The organism is Massilia sp. 05N420, from assembly GCF_056397205.1.
The window spans coordinates 1-18175 of the sequence record NZ_JBFTMX010000020.1; the positions used below are offsets into that span (position 1 = coordinate 1).

The following is an 18175-nucleotide window of genomic DNA, read 5'->3' on the forward strand; positions in this document are numbered from 1 at the left end:
GCGCGCAGCTACCCGCGATTGGACTCGGATCGACGTGGTACATCTCAATCCAGCAAAATCTGACGCCGCAGCGCGGCGTCAAATACAAAGAGCAGCTTAACAGTTAAGGCGACAACTAGCTTGACAGCCACCGCTTCGCGGGGACGACGTGGTTAATGCGCGGGGACGACGTGGTTAATGCGCGGGGACGACGTTGTTTTAGTGCACGGTCACCACACCCTGCACCGCTTCTCCTTCACCATCGGCTGCCCCGGCTTGCAGTGGAAAGCCTCCTGGAACTGCGGCATGTTCACCACCAGGCCGTTCACGCGGAAGCGGCCCGGCGAGTGCGGGTCGGTCAGGGCTTTTACGCGCAGGTTTTCCGGGCGGTCGTTTTCGCAGGCCCATTGGGCGTTACCGACGAAGAAGCGCTGTTCCGGGCTCAAGCCGTCGCGCAGGGGCTGGGCCTGTTGCGGCATGCTGGCCATCTCCTCCTTCCACGCCATCCAGCCCAGGATCAGGCCGCCCAGGTCGGCGATGTCCTCGCCCAGGGTCAGCTTGCTGTTGATCTTGATGTCGTCCACCACCGTGTACTGCGCGTACTGGTCGACGATGCACTGGGCACGCTCTTCGTATTCCTTGGCGTCCTTCTTCGTCCACCAGTCCTTCAGGTTGCCCTTGGCGTCGAACTGGCGGCCTTCGTCGTCGAAGGCGTGGGTCAGCTCGTGGCCGATGGTGCCGCCGGTGTTGCCGTAGTTCGGCGCATCGTCCATCTTCGGGTCGAACAGCGGCGGCTGCAGCACGCCGGCCGGGAAGTTGATGTCGTTCATCTGCGGATCGAAATAGGCGTTCACCGTCGGCGGGGTCATCGACCATTCGCCGCGGTCGAGCGGCTTGCCGATCTTGGCCAGCTGGCGCCGCGATTCGAACATATTGCCGCGCTCGACGTTGCCGGCGAAGTCGCCCGGCTTCACCTCATAGCTGCCGTAGTCGCGCCACTTGTCCGGATAGCCGATCTTGTTGACGATCGCGGCCAGCTTTTCCTGGGCGCGCTTCTTGGTTTCGGGGCTCATCCAGTCGAGCGATTCGATGTCCTTCTTCATCGCCTCTTCGACCTGGCGGGTCATGTGCAGGGACTTGGCCTTCAGCTCGGGCGAGAAGGCGCGGCTGACGAATTCCTGGCCCAGCGCTTCGCCGAGCTGGCGGTCGACCAGGCCCACGCAGCGTTTCCAGCGCGGCGGCTGTTGCTGGACGCCGCGCAGGGTCTTGCTGAAGAAGTCGAAGTGTTCCTGGTCGAAGCGGGACGCCAGCGCCGGCGACAGATTGCGCGCCACGTGCCACTGCAGATAGGTGCGGGTGGCGTCGATGTCGCTGCTCTTCCACATCTTCGCCAGCGCCTTGAAGAAGGCCGGTTCGGTGACGTTGAAGGTGTTCTGCTTGCCCTGCCCGATCTCGCCCAGGTAGGTGTGCCAGTCGAAGCCCGGGGTCAGAGCCTGCAGCCCCCTGGCGTCGAGCTTGTGGAACAGCTTGTAGGGGTCGCGCTTGTCGACGCGCGACAGCGAGGCCCTGGCGAGTTCGGTCTCCATCGCCATCACGCGCTCGGCCTTGCGCTGCGCCAGCTCCGGCGCGTCGCCCAGCAGCTTGAAGGTGTTGGCGATGTGGAGGATGTACTTGGCGCGCACCTCTTTCGACTTGTCGTCGGTCTTGAGGTAGGAATCGCGGTCAGGCAGGCCCAGGCCGCCGGCGCTGGCGAAGGCGATCACGCGGGTCGAATCGCCGAAGTCCTGGCTCGATCCGAAACCGAAGTAGAGGCCCTGGTCGGCCAGCGCCAGGTGCAGGCGCGCCAGCACGCGCGGCAAGTCCTTGTTGGAACGCAGCGCCGCGATCTGGTCGAAATAGGGTTTCAGCGGTTCGGCGCCGCGCGCCTCGATGGTGCGCTCGTCCATGCAGGCGCCGAAGTAGTCGCCGATCTTCTGCTGGTTGGCGTTGCGGCCGTCCTGGCGCTTCGACAGGTCTTCGAGGATGCCCCACAGGAAGCGCTGGTTGTCCTGGGCCAGCTTGCCGTAGACCGACCAGCGCGCCTGGTCGGCGGGGATCGGATTGTTCTTCATCCAGCCGCCGCAGGCGTACTGGTAGAAGTCGACGCAGGGATCGGCGCTGCGATCCATCGAATTCACGTCCAGCCCGGGCGTGTACGGGAATTCCTTGGCCGGACGTTCGGCCGTCGTCGGTGCGGCGGTGGCGGGTGCGGTTGCCGGCGTATTCTGGGCATGTGCCAGCGCAGCGGCGCCGGCAAGGGATAAAACGACAGCTAAACGTGCTGGGCGCATGGCATGGACTTTAAAAAATATAAACGTCCGTATGCTGCCATACCGCTCCCGAAAAATAAATGGCACACGTTCCGAAAATCGAAACATGTGCCACTTGTTTTAATAAGCGGACGATGAATTACCGCTTATTCCCCTCTCAATTAAAACTTGAAGACGACGCCGACGCCGTAATTGGTCGAATCGCTGGACGGCTTCTGCACTTCGAAACGGCCCGAAATGGTCGGGGTGAAGCTGTAGCTCAGGCCGGCACCGTACATGACGCCGCTGGTGTCGTCGCCATAGGACCGGCCGCCGTAGCTGGCTTCACCGCGCAGTTGGTTGTAGCCCAGGCGGCCATAGACCTCGACCTGGTTGCCCAGCGGGTAGGAACCGACCACCGACACGTGGGTCTGCTTGGCTTTGACGTTGACGCCCAGCACATCCCAGCTGCCCAGCTGGCGATAGCCCAGCTCGATGGCAAAATTCTGGTTGAAGCCATAGCCGAGGAAGCCGCCGACGCTGGCCTTGTTGTCGCTGAGGCCGTCGAGCTTGGTCGAGCCGAGGTCCAGGCCGCCGTAATAAGCGGTCGGTGCGGCGAAAGCGGAAGATGCCGCGAAAGCCAGTGCGGCGGCGGCAGCGATTTTCTTGAACATGTTAATTCCTATCTCTTGGTGATTATTATTGAATAGCACCGGAAAACATTTTTCCGGTTGCTGAAAAGAAATTATACATGTCTTATTTTGCGCCGCACAATACGGTGTAATTACCGTATTAAACCCTTTTATATGCACATTTAATCGAATACATATAAATAAGACCGGAAATGAAATCCATTTCCGGTCTTATTTATGCATGCAAGGATAGTAGTCAGCCTTGCCCCGGTGCCGGCTGCGCCAGTCCCCTGGCCATCGCATCGCGGATCAGGCTGCGCATGGTCTTGTCGGCGGCCTTGCTCTCCTGGTCCATCTGCTTGCCGAGCGCATCCATCTTCTTGCCCAGCGCGTCCATCGGCTTGCCGGCCTCGTTCATGCGCTTGCCGGCGGCGTCCATGCTGGCCTGGGCGCGGCGCTGCCCTTCGCTCTCATGCGCGGCGCGCATCTGCTCGCCCAGTGCGTTCATCTGCCGGCCGAGCGTGTTCATCCTGTCGTTCAGGCGGTCGCGCTCGCTGTCGCTGCCGGCCTTGCCGATCTGCTGGCCGAGGCTGGACATCTGCCGCCCCAGCTCGTTCATCTTGCGCTCCAGCTCGCGCACCCGCCCCTCGTCGGGCTGCATGCCGGCGGCGGCCTGCTCCATCTCCTTGCCGATGGCTTCCATGGCCTTGCCGTGCTTGTCCATTTCCTTGCCGTAGGCGTCCATCTGCTCGCCCAGCCGGTTGACCGGTTCCCAGGCCGCGTGCGCCCTGGCCAGCGTGTCGCGGTCCTGCACGATCCAGGTCTTGCCGCCGTCGCGGAACCACAGGAATTCGCCCTGGATGCTGCGCTTGAGCTGCTTGATCGACGGCCAGTCGGCGCTGTTGCCGGTCATATTGAAACCGTTGTCGCCCTCGCCCACCAGCGCATACGGCGCGTCGCGGCTATCCTGCTGCGTCACGTGCACACTCGATTTTTGCTGGACCGGCGCGGCCGCCGGCGTGGTGCCGGCATGGGCGTGGATGGCGGCCGTCAGGGCCAGGCCAAGGGCCGGCAGTGCCAACTTCCAGTTGAAGGGTTCGGCATGCGGGCGAACCAGGCGTTTGATGCGAGACATGAGCGTTCCTCTTATTCCAAATGCCCCAGGGGCGAGTTGCGGGGTGGAGAGCTGGAACAGGTCCAGCTCGGATAATGCAAGCGCGAGACGCCGCGGTTCGCCCAGCGCGCTTGCGGCCAAATCGTCGGCGATCAGTTCCCGCTCGATCCGGATGCGGTGCGACAGCCACCACACGGCCGGGTGATAGAACAGCAGGATCTCGATCGCACTCTGTACCAGGTTGACCAGGTAGTCGTGGCGCCGCACATGGGCCAGCTCGTGCGCCAGCAGGGCCTCGAGCAGCTGCGGCGCCATGCCGGTGGCCAGCGAGGCCGGGACCAGCACCAGCGGGACTAGAGCCCCTGCCGTCACCGGACTGGCGAGGTCGTCCACCAGTCCGAGGATGACCTTGCGGACTATCCCCAGCCGCGGCGCCAGGCGGTCCAGCACGGCCTGCCACTCCGCGTCCAGCCGGTAGGCGCCGGGACGGCTGCGCCGGCGCACCCAGGCCAGGCCCAGCAGCAGGCGCACGGCCATCAACGCGGCCCCGGCCGACCAGCACAGGATCACCAGCGGCAGGCGCGGCTGCAGCGCCTCGCGCCAGTCCGCCAGTCGCCACCCGGCCGGCAGGTCGGCGCCATGGAGAGGACCGGCCGCCGCCTGCCCGGCGCCGGACGGCAGCGTTTGCAGCAGCGCGGACGGCAGCACAAGAATGCTGTCTGCGCCCTGCCCCGCCACGCGCGCCAGCATGCCGGCCAGCGGCAGCGCCGCGCACAGCAGCAGCGCGCTGCAGGCGACCAGGTAGCGCCACTGCGGACGCGCCCTGCTCAGCAGGCCCAGCAGCACGGCGGCGGCGCAGCCGACCAGCGCGCCCTGCCAGACGAAGTCCAGCAATGCCCAGGCCAGGCCGGACATCCAGGCCGCGGCGTTCATCGCGTTTCCTTCCAGTGATGCAGGCTCATGCGGGTTCCTTTCGACGGATTCAGAATAGGTCAGCTAGAAAAATTTGTCTAGAACTTTTTTTCTAGTTTTGGGCGCGTGATCGATGAGGCAGGATAGGATCAGGTGGGAAGGAGAGCCAGCGTTCTGCGACAGGCTGCAGAATTGGCGGGTCAGGCGGAAAAAAGAAGGCCGGCTTGGTGCCGGCCTGACTTGCCCCCGCCTTCGCGGGGGTGACGGTTCATACTGCGCGTGCCAGTGTCAGTACACCACCACCGAACGAATCGACTCGCCCTTCTTCATCAGCTCGAAGCCTTCGTTGATCTGGTCGAGGCGCAGGTGGTGGGTGATCAGGTCGTCGATGTTGATCTTGTTTTCCATGTACCAGTCGACGATCTTCGGCACGTCGGTGCGGCCGCGGGCGCCGCCGAAGGCCGAGCCTTTCCAGACGCGGCCGGTGACCAGCTGGAACGGACGGGTCGAGATTTCCTTGCCCGCTTCGGCCACGCCGATGATGATCGACTGGCCCCAGCCCTTGTGGCAGCACTCCAGCGACTGGCGCATGGTGGTGACGTTGCCGATGCACTCGAAGGAGTAATCGGCGCCGCCGTCGGTCAGCTGGACGATGGTGTCGACCACGTTCTCGACCTGGGTCGGATTGACGAAGTGGGTCATGCCGAACTTGCGGGCCATCTCTTCGCGGCCAGGGTTGATGTCCACGCCGATGATCTTGTCGGCGCCGACCATTTTTGCCGCCTGGATGACGTTCAGGCCGATGCCGCCCAGGCCGAACACGACCACGTTGGCGCCCGCCTCCACCTTGGCCGTGAAGATCACGGCGCCGATGCCGGTGGTGACGCCGCAGCCGATGTAGCAGACCTTGTCGAAGGGTGCGTCGGAACGGATCTTGGCCAGTGCGATTTCCGGCACCACGATGTAGTTCGAGAAGGTCGAGGTGCCCATGTAGTGGTAGATCGGCTTGCCGTCCAGCGAGAAGCGCGAGGTGGCGTCCGGCATCAGGCCGCGGCCTTGCGTGGAGCGGATGGCCTGGCAGAGATTGGTCTTCTGCGACAGGCAGAATTTGCACTGGCGGCACTCCGGCGTGTACAGCGGGATGACGTGGTCGTCCTTGCGCAGGGATGTCACGCCGGGACCGACGTCGACCACCACGCCCGCGCCTTCATGGCCGAGGATGGCCGGGAAGATGCCTTCCGGATCGGCGCCCGACAGCGTGTACCAGTCGGTGTGGCAGATGCCGGTGGCCTTGACCTCGACCAGCACCTCGCCCGCCTTCGGGCCTTCGAGCTCGACTTCCTCGATCGTCAGCGGCTTACCCGCCTGCCATGCAATCGCTGCCTTGGTTTTCATATGGGATTTCCTGAGTGGTTGTGCAATCCTGCCATTATCCGCACAAGCCATGCCGCGGCCAATAGGCGCTCTGCTGGATGTCCGAAATTAATGCAATAATGACCGGATTTGTCAGCCGTCAAGAGCAGTACAGACCCATGCAGAACAGGCCAGCGCCCCCGGCAATTACCGTCGATATCGTCGTTTATCCCGGCTTCAAGGCCATGGAAGCCATCGGTCCGATGTCGGTCTTCGAATATGCCAACGTGCACCTGCGCAAGAGCGGCAAGCCGGACGGCTATGAGGTGCGCATCGCGTCCAGCAGCGAAGGCAGCGTACCCTCCGATACCCTGATGTCGCTGCACGCCGGCAAGTGCCTCGACCTGCTGGCGCTGCCGCATACGGCGATCGTCGTCGGCGCCCGCGACATCCACCGCGCGCTGGCCGAAGGCGGCGCCATCGTCGACTGGGTCGCCGCCGCCGGCCCGCGCCTGCAGCGCCTGGCCGCCCTGTGTTCCGGCGCCTTCTTCCTCGGCGCGGCCGGGATCCTCGACGGCAAGGCCGCGACCACCCACTGGAGCGTGGCCGAACGCCTGCAGGCCGAGCATCCGGACATCGCCGTCGATGCGGACGCCATCTTCGTGCGCGCCGGGAACCTGTGGACTTCGGCCGGCGTCACCGCCGGGATCGACCTGGCGCTGGCCCTGGTCGAAGAGGATTTCGGCAAGGAGCTGGCGCTGCAGGTGGCGACCGACATGGTGGTCTACCTGAAGCGCCCGGGCGGACAGTCGCAGTTCAGTTCCCACCTGCTGAGCGAACGCACGGCGCGGCCCGGCATCCGCGAGATCCAGAAGTGGGTCCTCGAAAACCTGCACGAGCGGCTGAGCGTGACCCAGCTGGCGGAAAAGGCGATGATGAGCGAGCGCCACTTCGCCCGCGTCTTCCTGCAGGAAGTCGGCATGAGTACCCAGGAATTCATCGCCGCCTGCCGCTTCGAACGCGCCCGGCAACTGCTGGCCGACCTCGCGCTGCCGCTCAAGACGGTGGCGGCGCGCGCCGGCTTCAATGGCGAGGCGCAGATGCGCCGCGCCTTCCAGAAGCGGATGGGGATCGCCCCCACCCTCTACCGCGAACGCTTCGCCACCACCGGCGTGGCCTCGGCGCAGCGAAACTAAGCCTTTTACTTGCCGCGCAGCCGGCCCGCGAACGCCCCGTGCAGGCTGTTGAGCAGCTCCTCGGCCGCGACGATCTGTTCGGCCACCTCGTTGACCTTGCGCCGGCTCGAGCGCGCATGGTCGCGCAGCACTTCGAAGGCGGTATTCCTGTCGGTCTGGTAGCGCGCCATCAGGAGGCCCACGGCCAGGCTGGTCTCGCGGCCGGCGGCCAGGGCCGCGTTCAGGTTGGCCTCGGTGCGGCGCAGCTGGCGGATCTCGTCCGCACGCGCCAGCGCCGCCTCGAAGGCCGGCAGCAGGCGGGCCGCATCCACCGGCTTGACCACGAAACCGAGCGCGCCATGGCTGGCGGCCTGGCGCGCGGTCTCGGCATCGTCCACCGAGGACAGGAACATGAAGGGCACCTCGGTGTGCTCCCTCAGGCGGCGCGCCAGGTCGAGGCCGGACATGCCGGGCATCGTGATGTCGAGCAGGGCCATCGCGAAGCAAGGTTCCTGGTGCGCGGCATCCCGTTCGGCGATGCATTGCAGCGCTTCCGGCGCCGAGGCGGCGCCCACGGTGTCATAGCCGGCGTGCTGCAGTACGGTGGCGAGGAATTCGAGCAGGAGGGAATCGTCGTCGACCAGCAGGATCGGCCGGCGGGAGGAAGCGGGCGCACTCATCGTGTTGTGTTCTCGCAGCGGAAGAAGAAGCAATCGCCGGAATTGACGGAGTCTTCCCAACTCCGGTTCCGGCGGCCAAAAATATAGAATGCACATTCTCGGTGCATTTCGATCTGTATCAATTGAATCATATGCAAAGACGATAGAGCAATAACTCTCGTGCACGATTCAAACCCCGGCGCAAAGGCGGACGTGAAGTCGCTGGTCGCCGCGTCCGGACTTGGTCAAGCCGGAGATCTTCAACATGGATGCGATGGCTCGCTGGGCTGCGGCAAATAAAAGACGGCGCTTCGGCGCCTTCCTTTGGTTAGAATCGAGCGATCATGGACACGAAAATCATCGCCTCCTGGGGCAAGAACACCTCGCCGTGGGTGCAGACGGTGCGCGAAGGCGAAATCGCCAGCCGCACCCTGGTCACCAACCGCGCCATCGTCGACACGGTGCGCAGCCTCGGGCCGGCCAGCGGCATCGATATCGGCTGCGGCGAGGGCTGGCTGGTGCGCGCGCTCGACGGCGTCGCCATGCTCGGCGTCGACGTCGTGCCCGGCCTGGTCGAGGCCGCGCGCCAGGCCGGCGGCGGCGACTTCCGCAGCATGTCCTACGAAGAGATCGCGCAAGGCGGCCTGGACCTGGCCCTCGATGTCGCCATCTGCAATTTTTCGCTGCTGGGCGAAGAGTCCGTCGCGGGCCTGTTCCGCGCGGCGCCGAGCTTCCTCAGGCCCGGCGGCCATTTCGTAGTCCAGACCATGCATCCGGTCGCGGCCTGCGGCGATGCGCCCTACCGCGACGGCTGGCGCGAAGGCAGCTGGGCGGGTTTCAACGCCGGCTTCACCGATCCGCCGCCCTGGTATTTCCGCACGCTGGGCAGCTGGGTCGATCTGTACCTCAGCCATGGCCTGCGGCTGCGGGAAATCCGCGAACCCGTGCATCCGGACACCGGGAAACCGGTGTCGCTGATCCTGGTGGGCTCGCTGATCGGCACCCGGGAAAATAAGAGTAGGTAATAGCGGGTTCCGGCTGTATATTGGTGCCGCATCCCTCAGGCCTCATTATTGTCGGTCTCTCCCCCAGCCTGCGTTCGCCATGGCGGATCATTCCTGCGTGAATCTCCTTCGGTCGTCTTCCTGATCGTGCTGCAGTCCGGGCAGCCGTCCTGACTTTACCCGCATTCGCACAAGGCAGGCATGCTCACGAAAACAACCATACGATTATCCGACTTCATCGTCACGAACATGGAGCCGATCCTGCAGGAGTGGGAAGACTTTGCGCGCACCATCGAACCGCCAGCCCTGACGATGGACGACATCGCACTGCGCGACCACGCCAAGCTGATGCTGACGGCGATCGCGGACGACCTCAAGACGCCGCAAACATCGCTCGAGCAGGCGGAGAAATCCAAAGGAAAAGCGCCGCGCGGCAAACAGGATAGCGCAGCGGAAACCCATGCCGAGGCACGCCTGCTGTCCGGTTACAATGTCGACCAGCTGGTATCGGAATACCGGGCGCTGCGCTCCAGCGTGCTGCACCTGTGGGCGTCGCAGGCAAAGGATACCCAGGTCACCGACATGGAAGACGTGATGCGCTTCAACGAAGCCATCGACCAGGCACTGGCCGAATCGGTTGCGCGCTACGCCGCCATGGTCAAGCAATCGGAAAACATGTTCCTGGCCATTCTCGGACACGACCTGCGCAACCCGCTCGGCACGGTCGTCACCGGCTCCACCTTCCTGATGCGGGCGAACGACATACCCAGCAAGTACGTGCTGGCGGCAACGCGCATGTTCAACAGCGGCCAGCGGATGAACAAACTGATCGCCGACCTGATCGACTTTACCCGCACCCACCTCGGGGCCGGCATTCCGGTCAAGCTGAAGAGGATGAACCTGACCGAGGTCTGCATGAACGTCGTCGACGAACTGCGCACCTCCCATCCCGAGCGCATCATCGATTTCAACAGTTTCAGCCGCGAGGACCTGTATGGCGACGACAACCGGCTCGCACAAGTCCTGTCCAATCTGATCGGCAATGCGCTGCAGTATGGCGCGCCCTGCGAACCGATCGGCGTGCGCATGTCGTCGACCGAGCAGGACGTCAGCGTTGCCGTCAACAACAAAGGGCCCGTCATTGCGGCCAACAAAATCGGCAGCGTGTTCGATCCGCTGGTGCGCCTGGCGATCAAGCAGAATGCAAACGACGTCCGCGAAACCAGCCTCGGCATCGGGATGTTCATCGCACGCGAGATCGTCACCGCGCACAAGGGCAGCATCAGCGTCGAGTCGAACGAGGCGGAGGGCACGACCTTCCGCCTCACCTTGCCGCGCCGTCTGCAGCCAGGCTTGCGTGCAGACGACCTCCAGTGAGCGCGCCTGCCGAGGGACGACCGACGCCCGCGCGACGGATCCTGCTGATCGACGACAATGACGACGCCCGCGAACTGATGGCCGTCGGGCTCGAACTGTACGGCCATGAAGTCGCCACCGCCGCCAGCGGTGCGCGCGGCTTGGCGCGTGCCCGCGAGTTTCAGCCGGAGGTCGTCTTCCTCGATCTCGGCATGCCGGTCATGGATGGCTATGAGACCGCCGTCGGGCTGCGCCGGATTACCGGCCTGGAACGGATCGTGGTCGCTGCGCTGAGCGGCTGGAACGATCAGGCAACGCTGGCGCGCGTGATCGACGCCCGTTTCGACCACCACCTGACCAAGCCCGCCACCTTCGCGCAGATCGACAGCGTCCTGCGCGGAGAATACCAACCGGTGACGCGACCGCCATTGCAGGGGCCATCCCGTCATCTATAATGACCGTTTCCGCAAATTAAACGCCACTACAGCCATATCATGGAATTAGCCAAGTCTTTCGAGCCAGCCGACATCGAACAATTCTGGCGTACCGAATGGGAACAGCGAGGTTATTTCGCCGCCACCATGGACGCCGACAAGCCTTCGTTCAGCATCCAGCTGCCGCCGCCGAACGTGACGGGCACCCTGCACATGGGCCACGCCTTCAACCAGACCATCATGGATGGCCTGACCCGCTACTACCGCATGCGTGGCTATAACACCGCCTGGATCCCGGGCACCGACCACGCCGGCATCGCGACCCAGATCGTGGTCGAGCGCCAGCTGGACGCCCAGAATATCTCGCGCCACGACCTCGGCCGCGAAGCCTTCGTCGAGAAGGTCTGGGAGTGGAAGGAAAAGTCGGGCAACACCATCACCGGCCAGATGCGCCGCCTGGGCGCCTCGGCCGACTGGAAGCGCGAATACTTCACGATGGACGAGCCGCGCTCGCAGACCGTGGCCGAAGTCTTCGTGCGCCTGTACGAACAGGGCCTGATCTACCGCGGCAAGCGCCTGGTCAACTGGGACCCGGTGCTGGGCACCGCCGTTTCCGACCTCGAAGTCGACTCGCAGGAAGAAGACGGCTCGATGTGGTACATCCAGTACCCGCTGGCGGACGGCAGCGGCCACCTGACGGTCGCCACCACCCGTCCGGAAACCATGCTGGGCGACGTCGCCGTCGCGGTCGATCCGACCGACGAGCGCTATACCCACCTGCACGGCAAGATGCTCAAGCTGCCGCTGAGCGGCCGCGAGATCCCGGTCATCGCCGACAGCTACGTCGACAAGGCCTTCGGCACCGGCTGCGTGAAGATCACCCCGGCCCACGACTTCAACGACTACGCGGTCGGCCAGCGCCACAACCTGGCGATGCCGAGCATCCTGACGCTCGACGCGAAAATCGTCGACGACGCGCCGGAAGCCTACCGCGGCCTGGACCGCTTCGAAGCGCGCAAGAAGATCGTCGCCGACCTCGAAGCCCAGGGCCTGCTGGAACAGGTCAAGCCGCACAAGCTGATGGTGCCGCGCGGCGACCGCACCGGCGTCATCATCGAGCCGATGCTGACCGACCAGTGGTTCGTCGCGATGAGCAAGCCGGCGCCGGAAGGCACCTTCAATCCGGGCAAGTCGATCACCGACGTGGCGCTCGAAAAAGTGGCGAACGGCGAGATCCAGTTCGTGCCCGAGAACTGGACCACCACCTACAACCAGTGGCTGAACAACATCCAGGACTGGTGCATCTCGCGCCAGCTGTGGTGGGGCCACCGCATTCCGGCCTGGTACGGCCCGAACGGCGAGATCGTGGTCGCCCGCAGCGACGAGGAAGCGCAGCAGAAGGCGGCGGCGGCCGGCATCAGCGGTGAGCTGAAGCGCGACCAGGACGTGCTCGACACCTGGTTCTCCTCGGCCCTGGTGCCCTTCTCGACCATGGGCTGGCCGGAACAGACCAGGGACATGGACCTGTTCCTGCCTTCGTCGGTGCTGGTGACCGGCTTCGACATCATCTTCTTCTGGGTCGCGCGCATGGTCATGATGACCGCGCACTTCACCGGCAAGGTGCCGTTCGAGACGGTCTACGTGCACGGCCTGGTGCGCGATTCCTCCGGCCAGAAGATGTCCAAGTCGAAGGGCAATACCCTGGACCCGATCGACCTGATCGACGGCATCGGCATCGACGAGCTGGTGGCCAAGCGCACCACCGGCCTGATGGACCCGCGCAGCGCGCCGAAGATCGAGAAAGCGACGCGCAAGGAATTCCCGGAAGGGATCCCGGCCTTCGGCACCGACGCCGTGCGCTTCACCATGGCCAGCTACGCCTCGCTGGGCCGCAACATCAACTTCGACCTCGGCCGCGCCGAAGGCTATCGCAACTTCTGCAACAAGCTGTGGAACGCGACCCGCTTCGTGCTGATGAACACCGAGGGCAAGGACTGCGGGAAGCCTGATCCGGCCGACCTGTCGCAGGCCGACCGCTGGATCATCTCGCTGATGAACCGCGTCGAGCAGGACGTGGCGAAGGGCTTCGCCGACTACCGCTTCGACAACATCGCGAGCAGCATCTACAGCTTCGTGTGGGACGAGTACTGCGACTGGTACGTGGAACTGGCCAAGGTCCAGGTCCAGCAAGGCACCGAGGCGCAGCAGCGCGCCACCCGCCACACCCTGCTGCGCGTGCTGGAAGTGATCCTGCGCCTGGCGCATCCGATCATTCCGTTCGTGACCGAGGCCCTGTGGCAGGCCGTCGCGCCGCTGGCGGGTAAAACCGGCGACACCATTATGCTTCAGCCTTACCCGATCGCCGACGAAGCGGCGATCGACGAATGCGCGGAAGCCTGGATGGCGCAGTTCAAGAAGCTGACCGACGCCACCCGCAACCTGCGCGGCGAGATGAAACTGTCGCCGTCGGTGCGCGTGCCGCTGATCGTCGAGCCGGGCTCGGAAGCCGACCGCGAAGCGGCCAAGGGCTTCGCGCCCTACGTCCAGCTGCTGGGCAAGCTGTCGGAAGTGCAGATCGTCGACGCCCTGCCGGAATCGCCGGCCGCGGTGTCGATCGTCGGCACCACCAAGCTGATGCTGAAGGTCGAGATCGACGTCGCCGCCGAGCGCGAGCGCCTGTCGAAGGAGATCGCGCGCCTGCAGGGCGAGATCGCCAAGGCCGAGGGCAAGCTGTCGAGCGAAAGCTTCGTGGCCCGCGCCCCGGCCGCCGTGGTGGCCCAGGAACGCGAACGCGTCGCCAACTTCGGCGCCACCCTGGCCAAGATGCAGGAGCAACTGGGCAAGCTGCCGCCGGCCTGATCGGCCAGCACCTGTGAAAAGCCGCGCCCGGCGTATGCCCGGCGCGGCTAATGAGATGGTCCCCCTCCACCCTTCCGCGATGCGCCGGACCACGCCGCACAAATGCCTGCTTGACTTCGCAACACAGCAACGGCTACTCGCATGAAGCCCCTCACAGCCAGCCCGCATTCCTCGCCATCCGGTAAGCCTCGATCCGGTTGCCGGCATTCAGCTTGCTGATCGCCTCGGACAGGTAGTTGCGCACCGTGCCCTCGGACAGGTGGACCTGTTTCGCGATCTCGGCGCTGGTCTTGCCCTCGCCGGCCAGGCGCAGCACCTGGCGCTCGCGGTCGGACAGTGGGTCCTGGCCCGCGCTCCAGCTCTCCAGCGCCAGCTCGGGCGCGATCGCCCTGCCGCCGCCGGCCACCTGCCGGATCGCCGCCGCCAGGTTCTCGGCCGGCGCATCCTTCAGCAGGTAGCCGCGCACCCCGGCCTCCAGCGCGCGCCGCAGGTAGCCGCTGCGCGCGAAGGTGGTCACGATCACCACCTTGCTCGGCAGGTCGAGTTCTGCCAGCCGCGCCGCCAGTTCGAGGCCGGTCATCTGCGGCATCTCGACGTCGGTCAGCACGACGTCCGGCCGCAGCTCGCGGCACAGCGCCAAGGCGTCCTTGCCGTTGCCGGCCGTGCCCACCACCTCGAGGTCGGCTTCCAGCCCGAGCAGGGCCGCCAGCGCGCCCAGGACCAGGGCCTGGTCTTCCGCAATCACGATACGGATCGGATGCGGGATCAGATTCGCGGACATGCAGTCTCCTTCGATTCCTTCATCGGCAGGCGCAGCTCCAGGCGCATGCCCTTGTCCACGGCGATCGCCAGCCGGCCGCCCACGCTGGCGGCGCGTTCGCGCATGCCGCTCAGGCCGTTGCCGGCGCGGACTTCGCCGCCGGCGGGCAGGCGGCCGCCGTCGTCGGCCACGCGCAGCACGGCCTCCTGCCCTTCCAGCGCCAGCTTGACCGTGCAGCGGGTGGCGCCGGCGTGGCGCACCACATTGGTCACCGCTTCGCGCAGCGCGAGCGCCAGCACGTGTTCCTGCCCTGCCGCCAAAGCGCCGTGCAGGAAATGCGGCGGCACGTCCTCGCGCAATTCGACGCCGGCCGCGGCCAGGCTGGCGCGGGCGCTGGCCAGGGCACCGAACAGGCCGCTGTCGCGGTAGCCGGTGACGGCAGTCCGCACTTCGGCCAGGGCGCGGCGGGCGGTGGTTTCGATGTCGCCGATCTCGCGCTTGCAGGCCTCAAGGTCGCGCCCGGCCAGCTTGCTCGCCAGTTCCGCCTTCAATGCGATCAGCGACAGCGAGTGGCCCAGCAGGTCGTGCAGGTCGCGCGAGATGCGTTCGCGCTCGGCGATGCGGGCGATGTGCTCGACCTCTTCCTGCTTGCGCAGCAGCTGCCTGCGCGCGGCCCGCTGTTCCGACTCCATGATCGAGCCCAGGCCCACCGCCACGCCGATGATCCAGGGCGCCAGCAGAAAGGTCTTGCCGATCGGCGACAGCAGATAGCCGCCCACCGTCGCCAGGCCCAGCACCGCGGCCAGCATCCGGTAGGCATTGCGCCCCGGCGACAGGCGTCCGCACATGCCGGCCGCGAACACGAACAGCGTGCCGGCGCCCGTGTTGTAGGGGATCCAGATGACGCCGATCAGGCAGGTCAGCGCGATGCAGAGGATGGCCGCCCGCCCCTCGGCCCAGAAGCTGTACAGGTAGAGCGGCAGGAACAGCACGGCGGTGACGCCGAACATCACGAGCTCGATCGCGCGCGGCGGCACGAAGAAGTACTGCCACAGCATGAAGGTCAGGGAGAAGGCCCACAGATAGGGGAGCTTGCCCAGTTCCGGCGGCACCCAGGGCCCGGCCAGCACGCGCTTGAGAGTCTGCATCGCTTGGTGTTGTAGTGGTTATCAGCGGTCGACCAGGCGAACGTCGGCGATCTCGAAGCGGTAATCGCCAGGTTGTGGTCCAGCATTAAATCCTATCATGGTCACCGCGGCCGGATCGAGTCCGTCGAAGGCGCTGAAGGGAATCGCCACTTCCTTCCACTCGGCGCCGGCCTCGAAGGGCACGCTGCGCGGGATCGTCATGCCGGTCGAGGCCATCGCCAGCATGTACTTGCGGCCGTCGCCGCGCACCCGGAAGCGGATCACCCTGGCGTTGCTCAGGTCGGCGCCCTGCATCGGCTGCGCGCCCGGCATGAAGGCCGCGCCGGCCCAGGGAAACATGAAACCGGGCTTGACCTGGGCGGCGACGGCGATCGCGGCGCCGCCCTCCTGTGCGGCCCTGGCATCGAGGTTCACGCTGGAGACGCCGCCGGCGAACTTGTCGGAGGACGGCAGCCAGCCGGTGCCGAAGGGGCTGGCCAGCCTGCCGTCCTTCAGCAGGCTGATCCTGCCGTCGGCGGGCAGCGCCAGCGCGCGCTTGCCGGCGGCTTCCTGGGCCACGTGCTCGCGCTGCCGGTCGCGCTGCGCGGCCATGCTTTCGCCGTCCTTCCACACCTCGACGATGCGGCGGGTGGCGCCGATGTCCTGCAGCGGGTTGCCCTCGACCAGCACCAGGTCAGCCTTGTAGCCGGTCGCGATCTCGCCGCGCTTGCCCAGGCGGAAGGCCTTCGCCGGTGCGCTGGTGGCCGACACCAGGGCTTCGCGCGGGCTCAGCCCGGCCTCGACCAGCGCGGCCAGTTCGTGGTGCAGGCTGGCGCCGTACTGGGTGCCGGGGTTGCCGGCGTCGGTGCCGGCCAGCACCGGCACGCCGGCCTTGCGCAGCGCGGCGGTCACCATCTTCGGCGCGTTCAGGGCGGCCGGCCTGGCTACCTGCCCGTAGCCGGTTTCCAGGAAAGCGCGTTCCTCGCGGTCGAGCAGGCCGGCGACGGCCGGATCGTCGAGGATGTCGCGCGGCTTCACGCCCGCCATGCTCTCCAGCACCGAGAAAGTCGGCACGATGAAGGCGCCCTTCGACATCGCCAGCTGCGCCAGGCCCTCGGCCTCTTCCGGCGTCATCTTCGCGCCCAGGAACAGGTGGGCCAGGCCGTCCGCGCCCGCTTCCAGCGCGGCGCGCGCATTGGCCAGGGTGCTGATGTGGACCACGGCCAGCTTGCCGCGCTTGTGGGCGGCGTCGATCACCGCTTTCACGGTGGCGGGGTCGAGGCTGTTGAAGTGATGGTCGCCGAAGCCGTCTTCCATCACGATCTTGATGAAGTACGAGCCCTCGGCGATGCGCTCGTCGACGAAGGCCTGGACGTCGGCGCCCTTCTCCAGGGTCGGGATCCTGATCGGGAATTCGGTGCCGTGGCCGCCCGGCGCGGTCACCAGGGTGCCGGCCGAGAACAGGTCGGCGCGGTCGTGGTTGCGGCCTTCCGCCATCGCCTTGCTGAAGTCCTGCATGATCGTTACCGGGGCCATCATGTCGACCTCGGTGGTGACGCCGAACACCAGCGGCAGCTCGAAGTGCCGGTAGGTGTGGACGTGGGCGTCGATCAGGCCCGGCAGCAGGGTGCGGCCCGTGCCGTCCACCACGCGCGCGCCAGCCGGCACCTTGCCGCGATAGTCGCCGTCGGCGATCACGCCGTCGCGCACCAGCACGGAACGGTGTTCGTGGGCGGTCTTGCCGTCGAACACCCGCACGTCCTGCACCAGGGTGGTGCCGGCAAGGGCGGAAGAAGCGCAGGCCAGGCCGGCGGCCAGCAGCAGCGAAGTCAGGATGGTCGGTTTCATGTGTTTCCCTTGATTGTTGTATCGGTTTTCGTCGATGGCGATTGCCACTGACGCCAGTATCGGGAAACGGCGGCGGCCGCGACAGAAGCGAGCGCCATCACTTTCAGGTGACAAATGTCACCCGCAAGAATTTCCATCCGGCTGTTTACCGAACGACCGTACAGTTTGCTACACTCGATTACCCATAAATCAACGGAGACACCATGCGCACCCTCATCAAGGCCACATTGATCGCGTCCATCCTCGCCGCCCCGCTCGCGTGGGCACAGGACGGATCGCCGGTCGGCCTGTGGAAGACCATCGACGACAGCTCGGGCAAGCCGACCGCGCTGATCCGCCTCACCGAGAACCAGGGTGTGCTGACGGGCAAGATCGAAAAGCTGTTCCGTGCGCCGGACGAAGACCAGAATCCGAAATGCGTGGCCTGCACCGACGCGCGCAAGGACCAACCCATCGTCGGCATGACCATCGTCTCCGGCCTGAAGAAGGACGGCGACGAATACAAGGGCGGCGAGATCCTGGACCCGAAGAACGGCAAGGTCTACAGGAGCAAGCTGACGGTGCACGAAGGCGGCAAGAAGGTCGAGGTACGCGGCTATGTCGGCATGCCGATGTTCGGCCGCTCGCAGGTCTGGCTTCGCCAGGAGTGAACCACCGGGTCATGGTGCGTTACAC

At 65.6% G+C, this 18175-nt stretch carries 14 protein-coding genes; 6 read left to right on the forward strand and 8 right to left on the reverse strand.

Annotation, left to right across the window (positions count from 1 at the left end; genetic code table 11):
* Positions 1 to 209: 209 nt before the first annotated feature.
* The 4 genes from AC1DIX_RS15160 to AC1DIX_RS15175 all read right to left on the reverse strand — a co-directional run bounded on the left by AC1DIX_RS15160 (position 210) and on the right by AC1DIX_RS15175 (position 6320).
* Positions 210 to 2309 (reverse strand): M13 family metallopeptidase, encoded by a 2100-nt coding sequence (locus tag AC1DIX_RS15160; protein WP_477253938.1) that lies wholly within the window; start codon positions 2307 to 2309, stop codon positions 210 to 212.
* Between the two features lie 140 nt (positions 2310 to 2449).
* Positions 2450 to 2941, reverse strand: coding sequence for a porin family protein (locus AC1DIX_RS15165; protein ID WP_477325405.1), 492 nt, complete (start codon positions 2939 to 2941; stop codon positions 2450 to 2452).
* A 214-nt stretch (positions 2942 to 3155) separates the two neighbouring features.
* On the reverse strand, positions 3156 to 4946 hold the full coding sequence (locus tag AC1DIX_RS15170; protein WP_477325407.1) for a M56 family metallopeptidase: 1791 nt from the start codon (positions 4944 to 4946) through the stop codon (positions 3156 to 3158).
* A gap of 267 nt (positions 4947 to 5213) precedes the next feature.
* The gene (locus tag AC1DIX_RS15175; RefSeq protein ID WP_477325409.1) at positions 5214 to 6320 is read right to left on the reverse strand and encodes an S-(hydroxymethyl)glutathione dehydrogenase/class III alcohol dehydrogenase; all 1107 of its coding nucleotides are present in this window, start codon (positions 6318 to 6320) and stop codon (positions 5214 to 5216) included.
* Between the two features lie 137 nt (positions 6321 to 6457).
* Here AC1DIX_RS15175 and AC1DIX_RS15180 point away from each other — a divergent pair, with 137 nt between their 5' ends.
* Complete coding sequence (locus AC1DIX_RS15180; protein ID WP_477325411.1) at positions 6458 to 7474, forward strand: GlxA family transcriptional regulator; 1017 nt, start codon at positions 6458 to 6460, stop codon at positions 7472 to 7474.
* A 5-nt stretch (positions 7475 to 7479) separates the two neighbouring features.
* Here the strand turns inward: AC1DIX_RS15180 and AC1DIX_RS15185 are convergent, their stop codons facing one another.
* Positions 7480 to 8133, reverse strand: a complete 654-nt coding sequence (locus tag AC1DIX_RS15185) for an ANTAR domain-containing response regulator (RefSeq protein WP_477325413.1) — start codon at positions 8131 to 8133, stop codon at positions 7480 to 7482.
* Positions 8134 to 8456: 323 nt separating this feature from the next.
* Between AC1DIX_RS15185 and AC1DIX_RS15190 the strand changes: the two genes are divergently transcribed.
* The 4 genes from AC1DIX_RS15190 (at position 8457) to AC1DIX_RS15205 (ending at position 13765) form a co-directional block, all read left to right on the forward strand.
* Positions 8457 to 9137, forward strand: a complete 681-nt coding sequence (locus AC1DIX_RS15190; RefSeq protein ID WP_477325415.1) for a class I SAM-dependent methyltransferase — start codon at positions 8457 to 8459, stop codon at positions 9135 to 9137.
* Positions 9138 to 9317: 180 nt separating this feature from the next.
* Complete coding sequence (locus tag AC1DIX_RS15195) at positions 9318 to 10493, forward strand: sensor histidine kinase (protein ID WP_442123999.1); 1176 nt, start codon at positions 9318 to 9320, stop codon at positions 10491 to 10493.
* Complete coding sequence (locus tag AC1DIX_RS15200) at positions 10490 to 10927, forward strand: response regulator (protein WP_442124000.1); 438 nt, start codon at positions 10490 to 10492, stop codon at positions 10925 to 10927. The genes AC1DIX_RS15195 and AC1DIX_RS15200 overlap by 4 nt, the downstream gene beginning before the upstream one ends.
* 39 nt (positions 10928 to 10966) lie before the next feature.
* Positions 10967 to 13765 (forward strand): valine--tRNA ligase, encoded by a 2799-nt coding sequence (locus AC1DIX_RS15205; protein ID WP_477325418.1) that lies wholly within the window; start codon positions 10967 to 10969, stop codon positions 13763 to 13765.
* 151 nt (positions 13766 to 13916) lie between these two features.
* Here the strand turns inward: AC1DIX_RS15205 and AC1DIX_RS15210 are convergent, their stop codons facing one another.
* From AC1DIX_RS15210 to AC1DIX_RS15220, 3 genes are read right to left on the reverse strand one after another with little or no spacing between them, the layout of a single operon-like run.
* Complete coding sequence (locus tag AC1DIX_RS15210) at positions 13917 to 14546, reverse strand: response regulator transcription factor (protein WP_442124003.1); 630 nt, start codon at positions 14544 to 14546, stop codon at positions 13917 to 13919.
* A complete protein-coding gene (locus AC1DIX_RS15215) occupies positions 14531 to 15673 on the reverse strand; it encodes a sensor histidine kinase (protein ID WP_477325420.1) in 1143 nt (380 codons plus the stop codon). The genes AC1DIX_RS15210 and AC1DIX_RS15215 overlap by 16 nt, the downstream gene beginning before the upstream one ends.
* Positions 15674 to 15694: 21 nt before the next feature.
* Complete coding sequence (locus AC1DIX_RS15220) at positions 15695 to 17500, reverse strand: CIA30 family protein (protein ID WP_477325422.1); 1806 nt, start codon at positions 17498 to 17500, stop codon at positions 15695 to 15697.
* A 203-nt stretch (positions 17501 to 17703) separates the two neighbouring features.
* Here AC1DIX_RS15220 and AC1DIX_RS15225 point away from each other — a divergent pair, with 203 nt between their 5' ends.
* Positions 17704 to 18150 (forward strand): DUF2147 domain-containing protein, encoded by a 447-nt coding sequence (locus tag AC1DIX_RS15225; RefSeq protein ID WP_477325424.1) that lies wholly within the window; start codon positions 17704 to 17706, stop codon positions 18148 to 18150.
* Positions 18151 to 18175 lie beyond the last annotated feature (25 nt).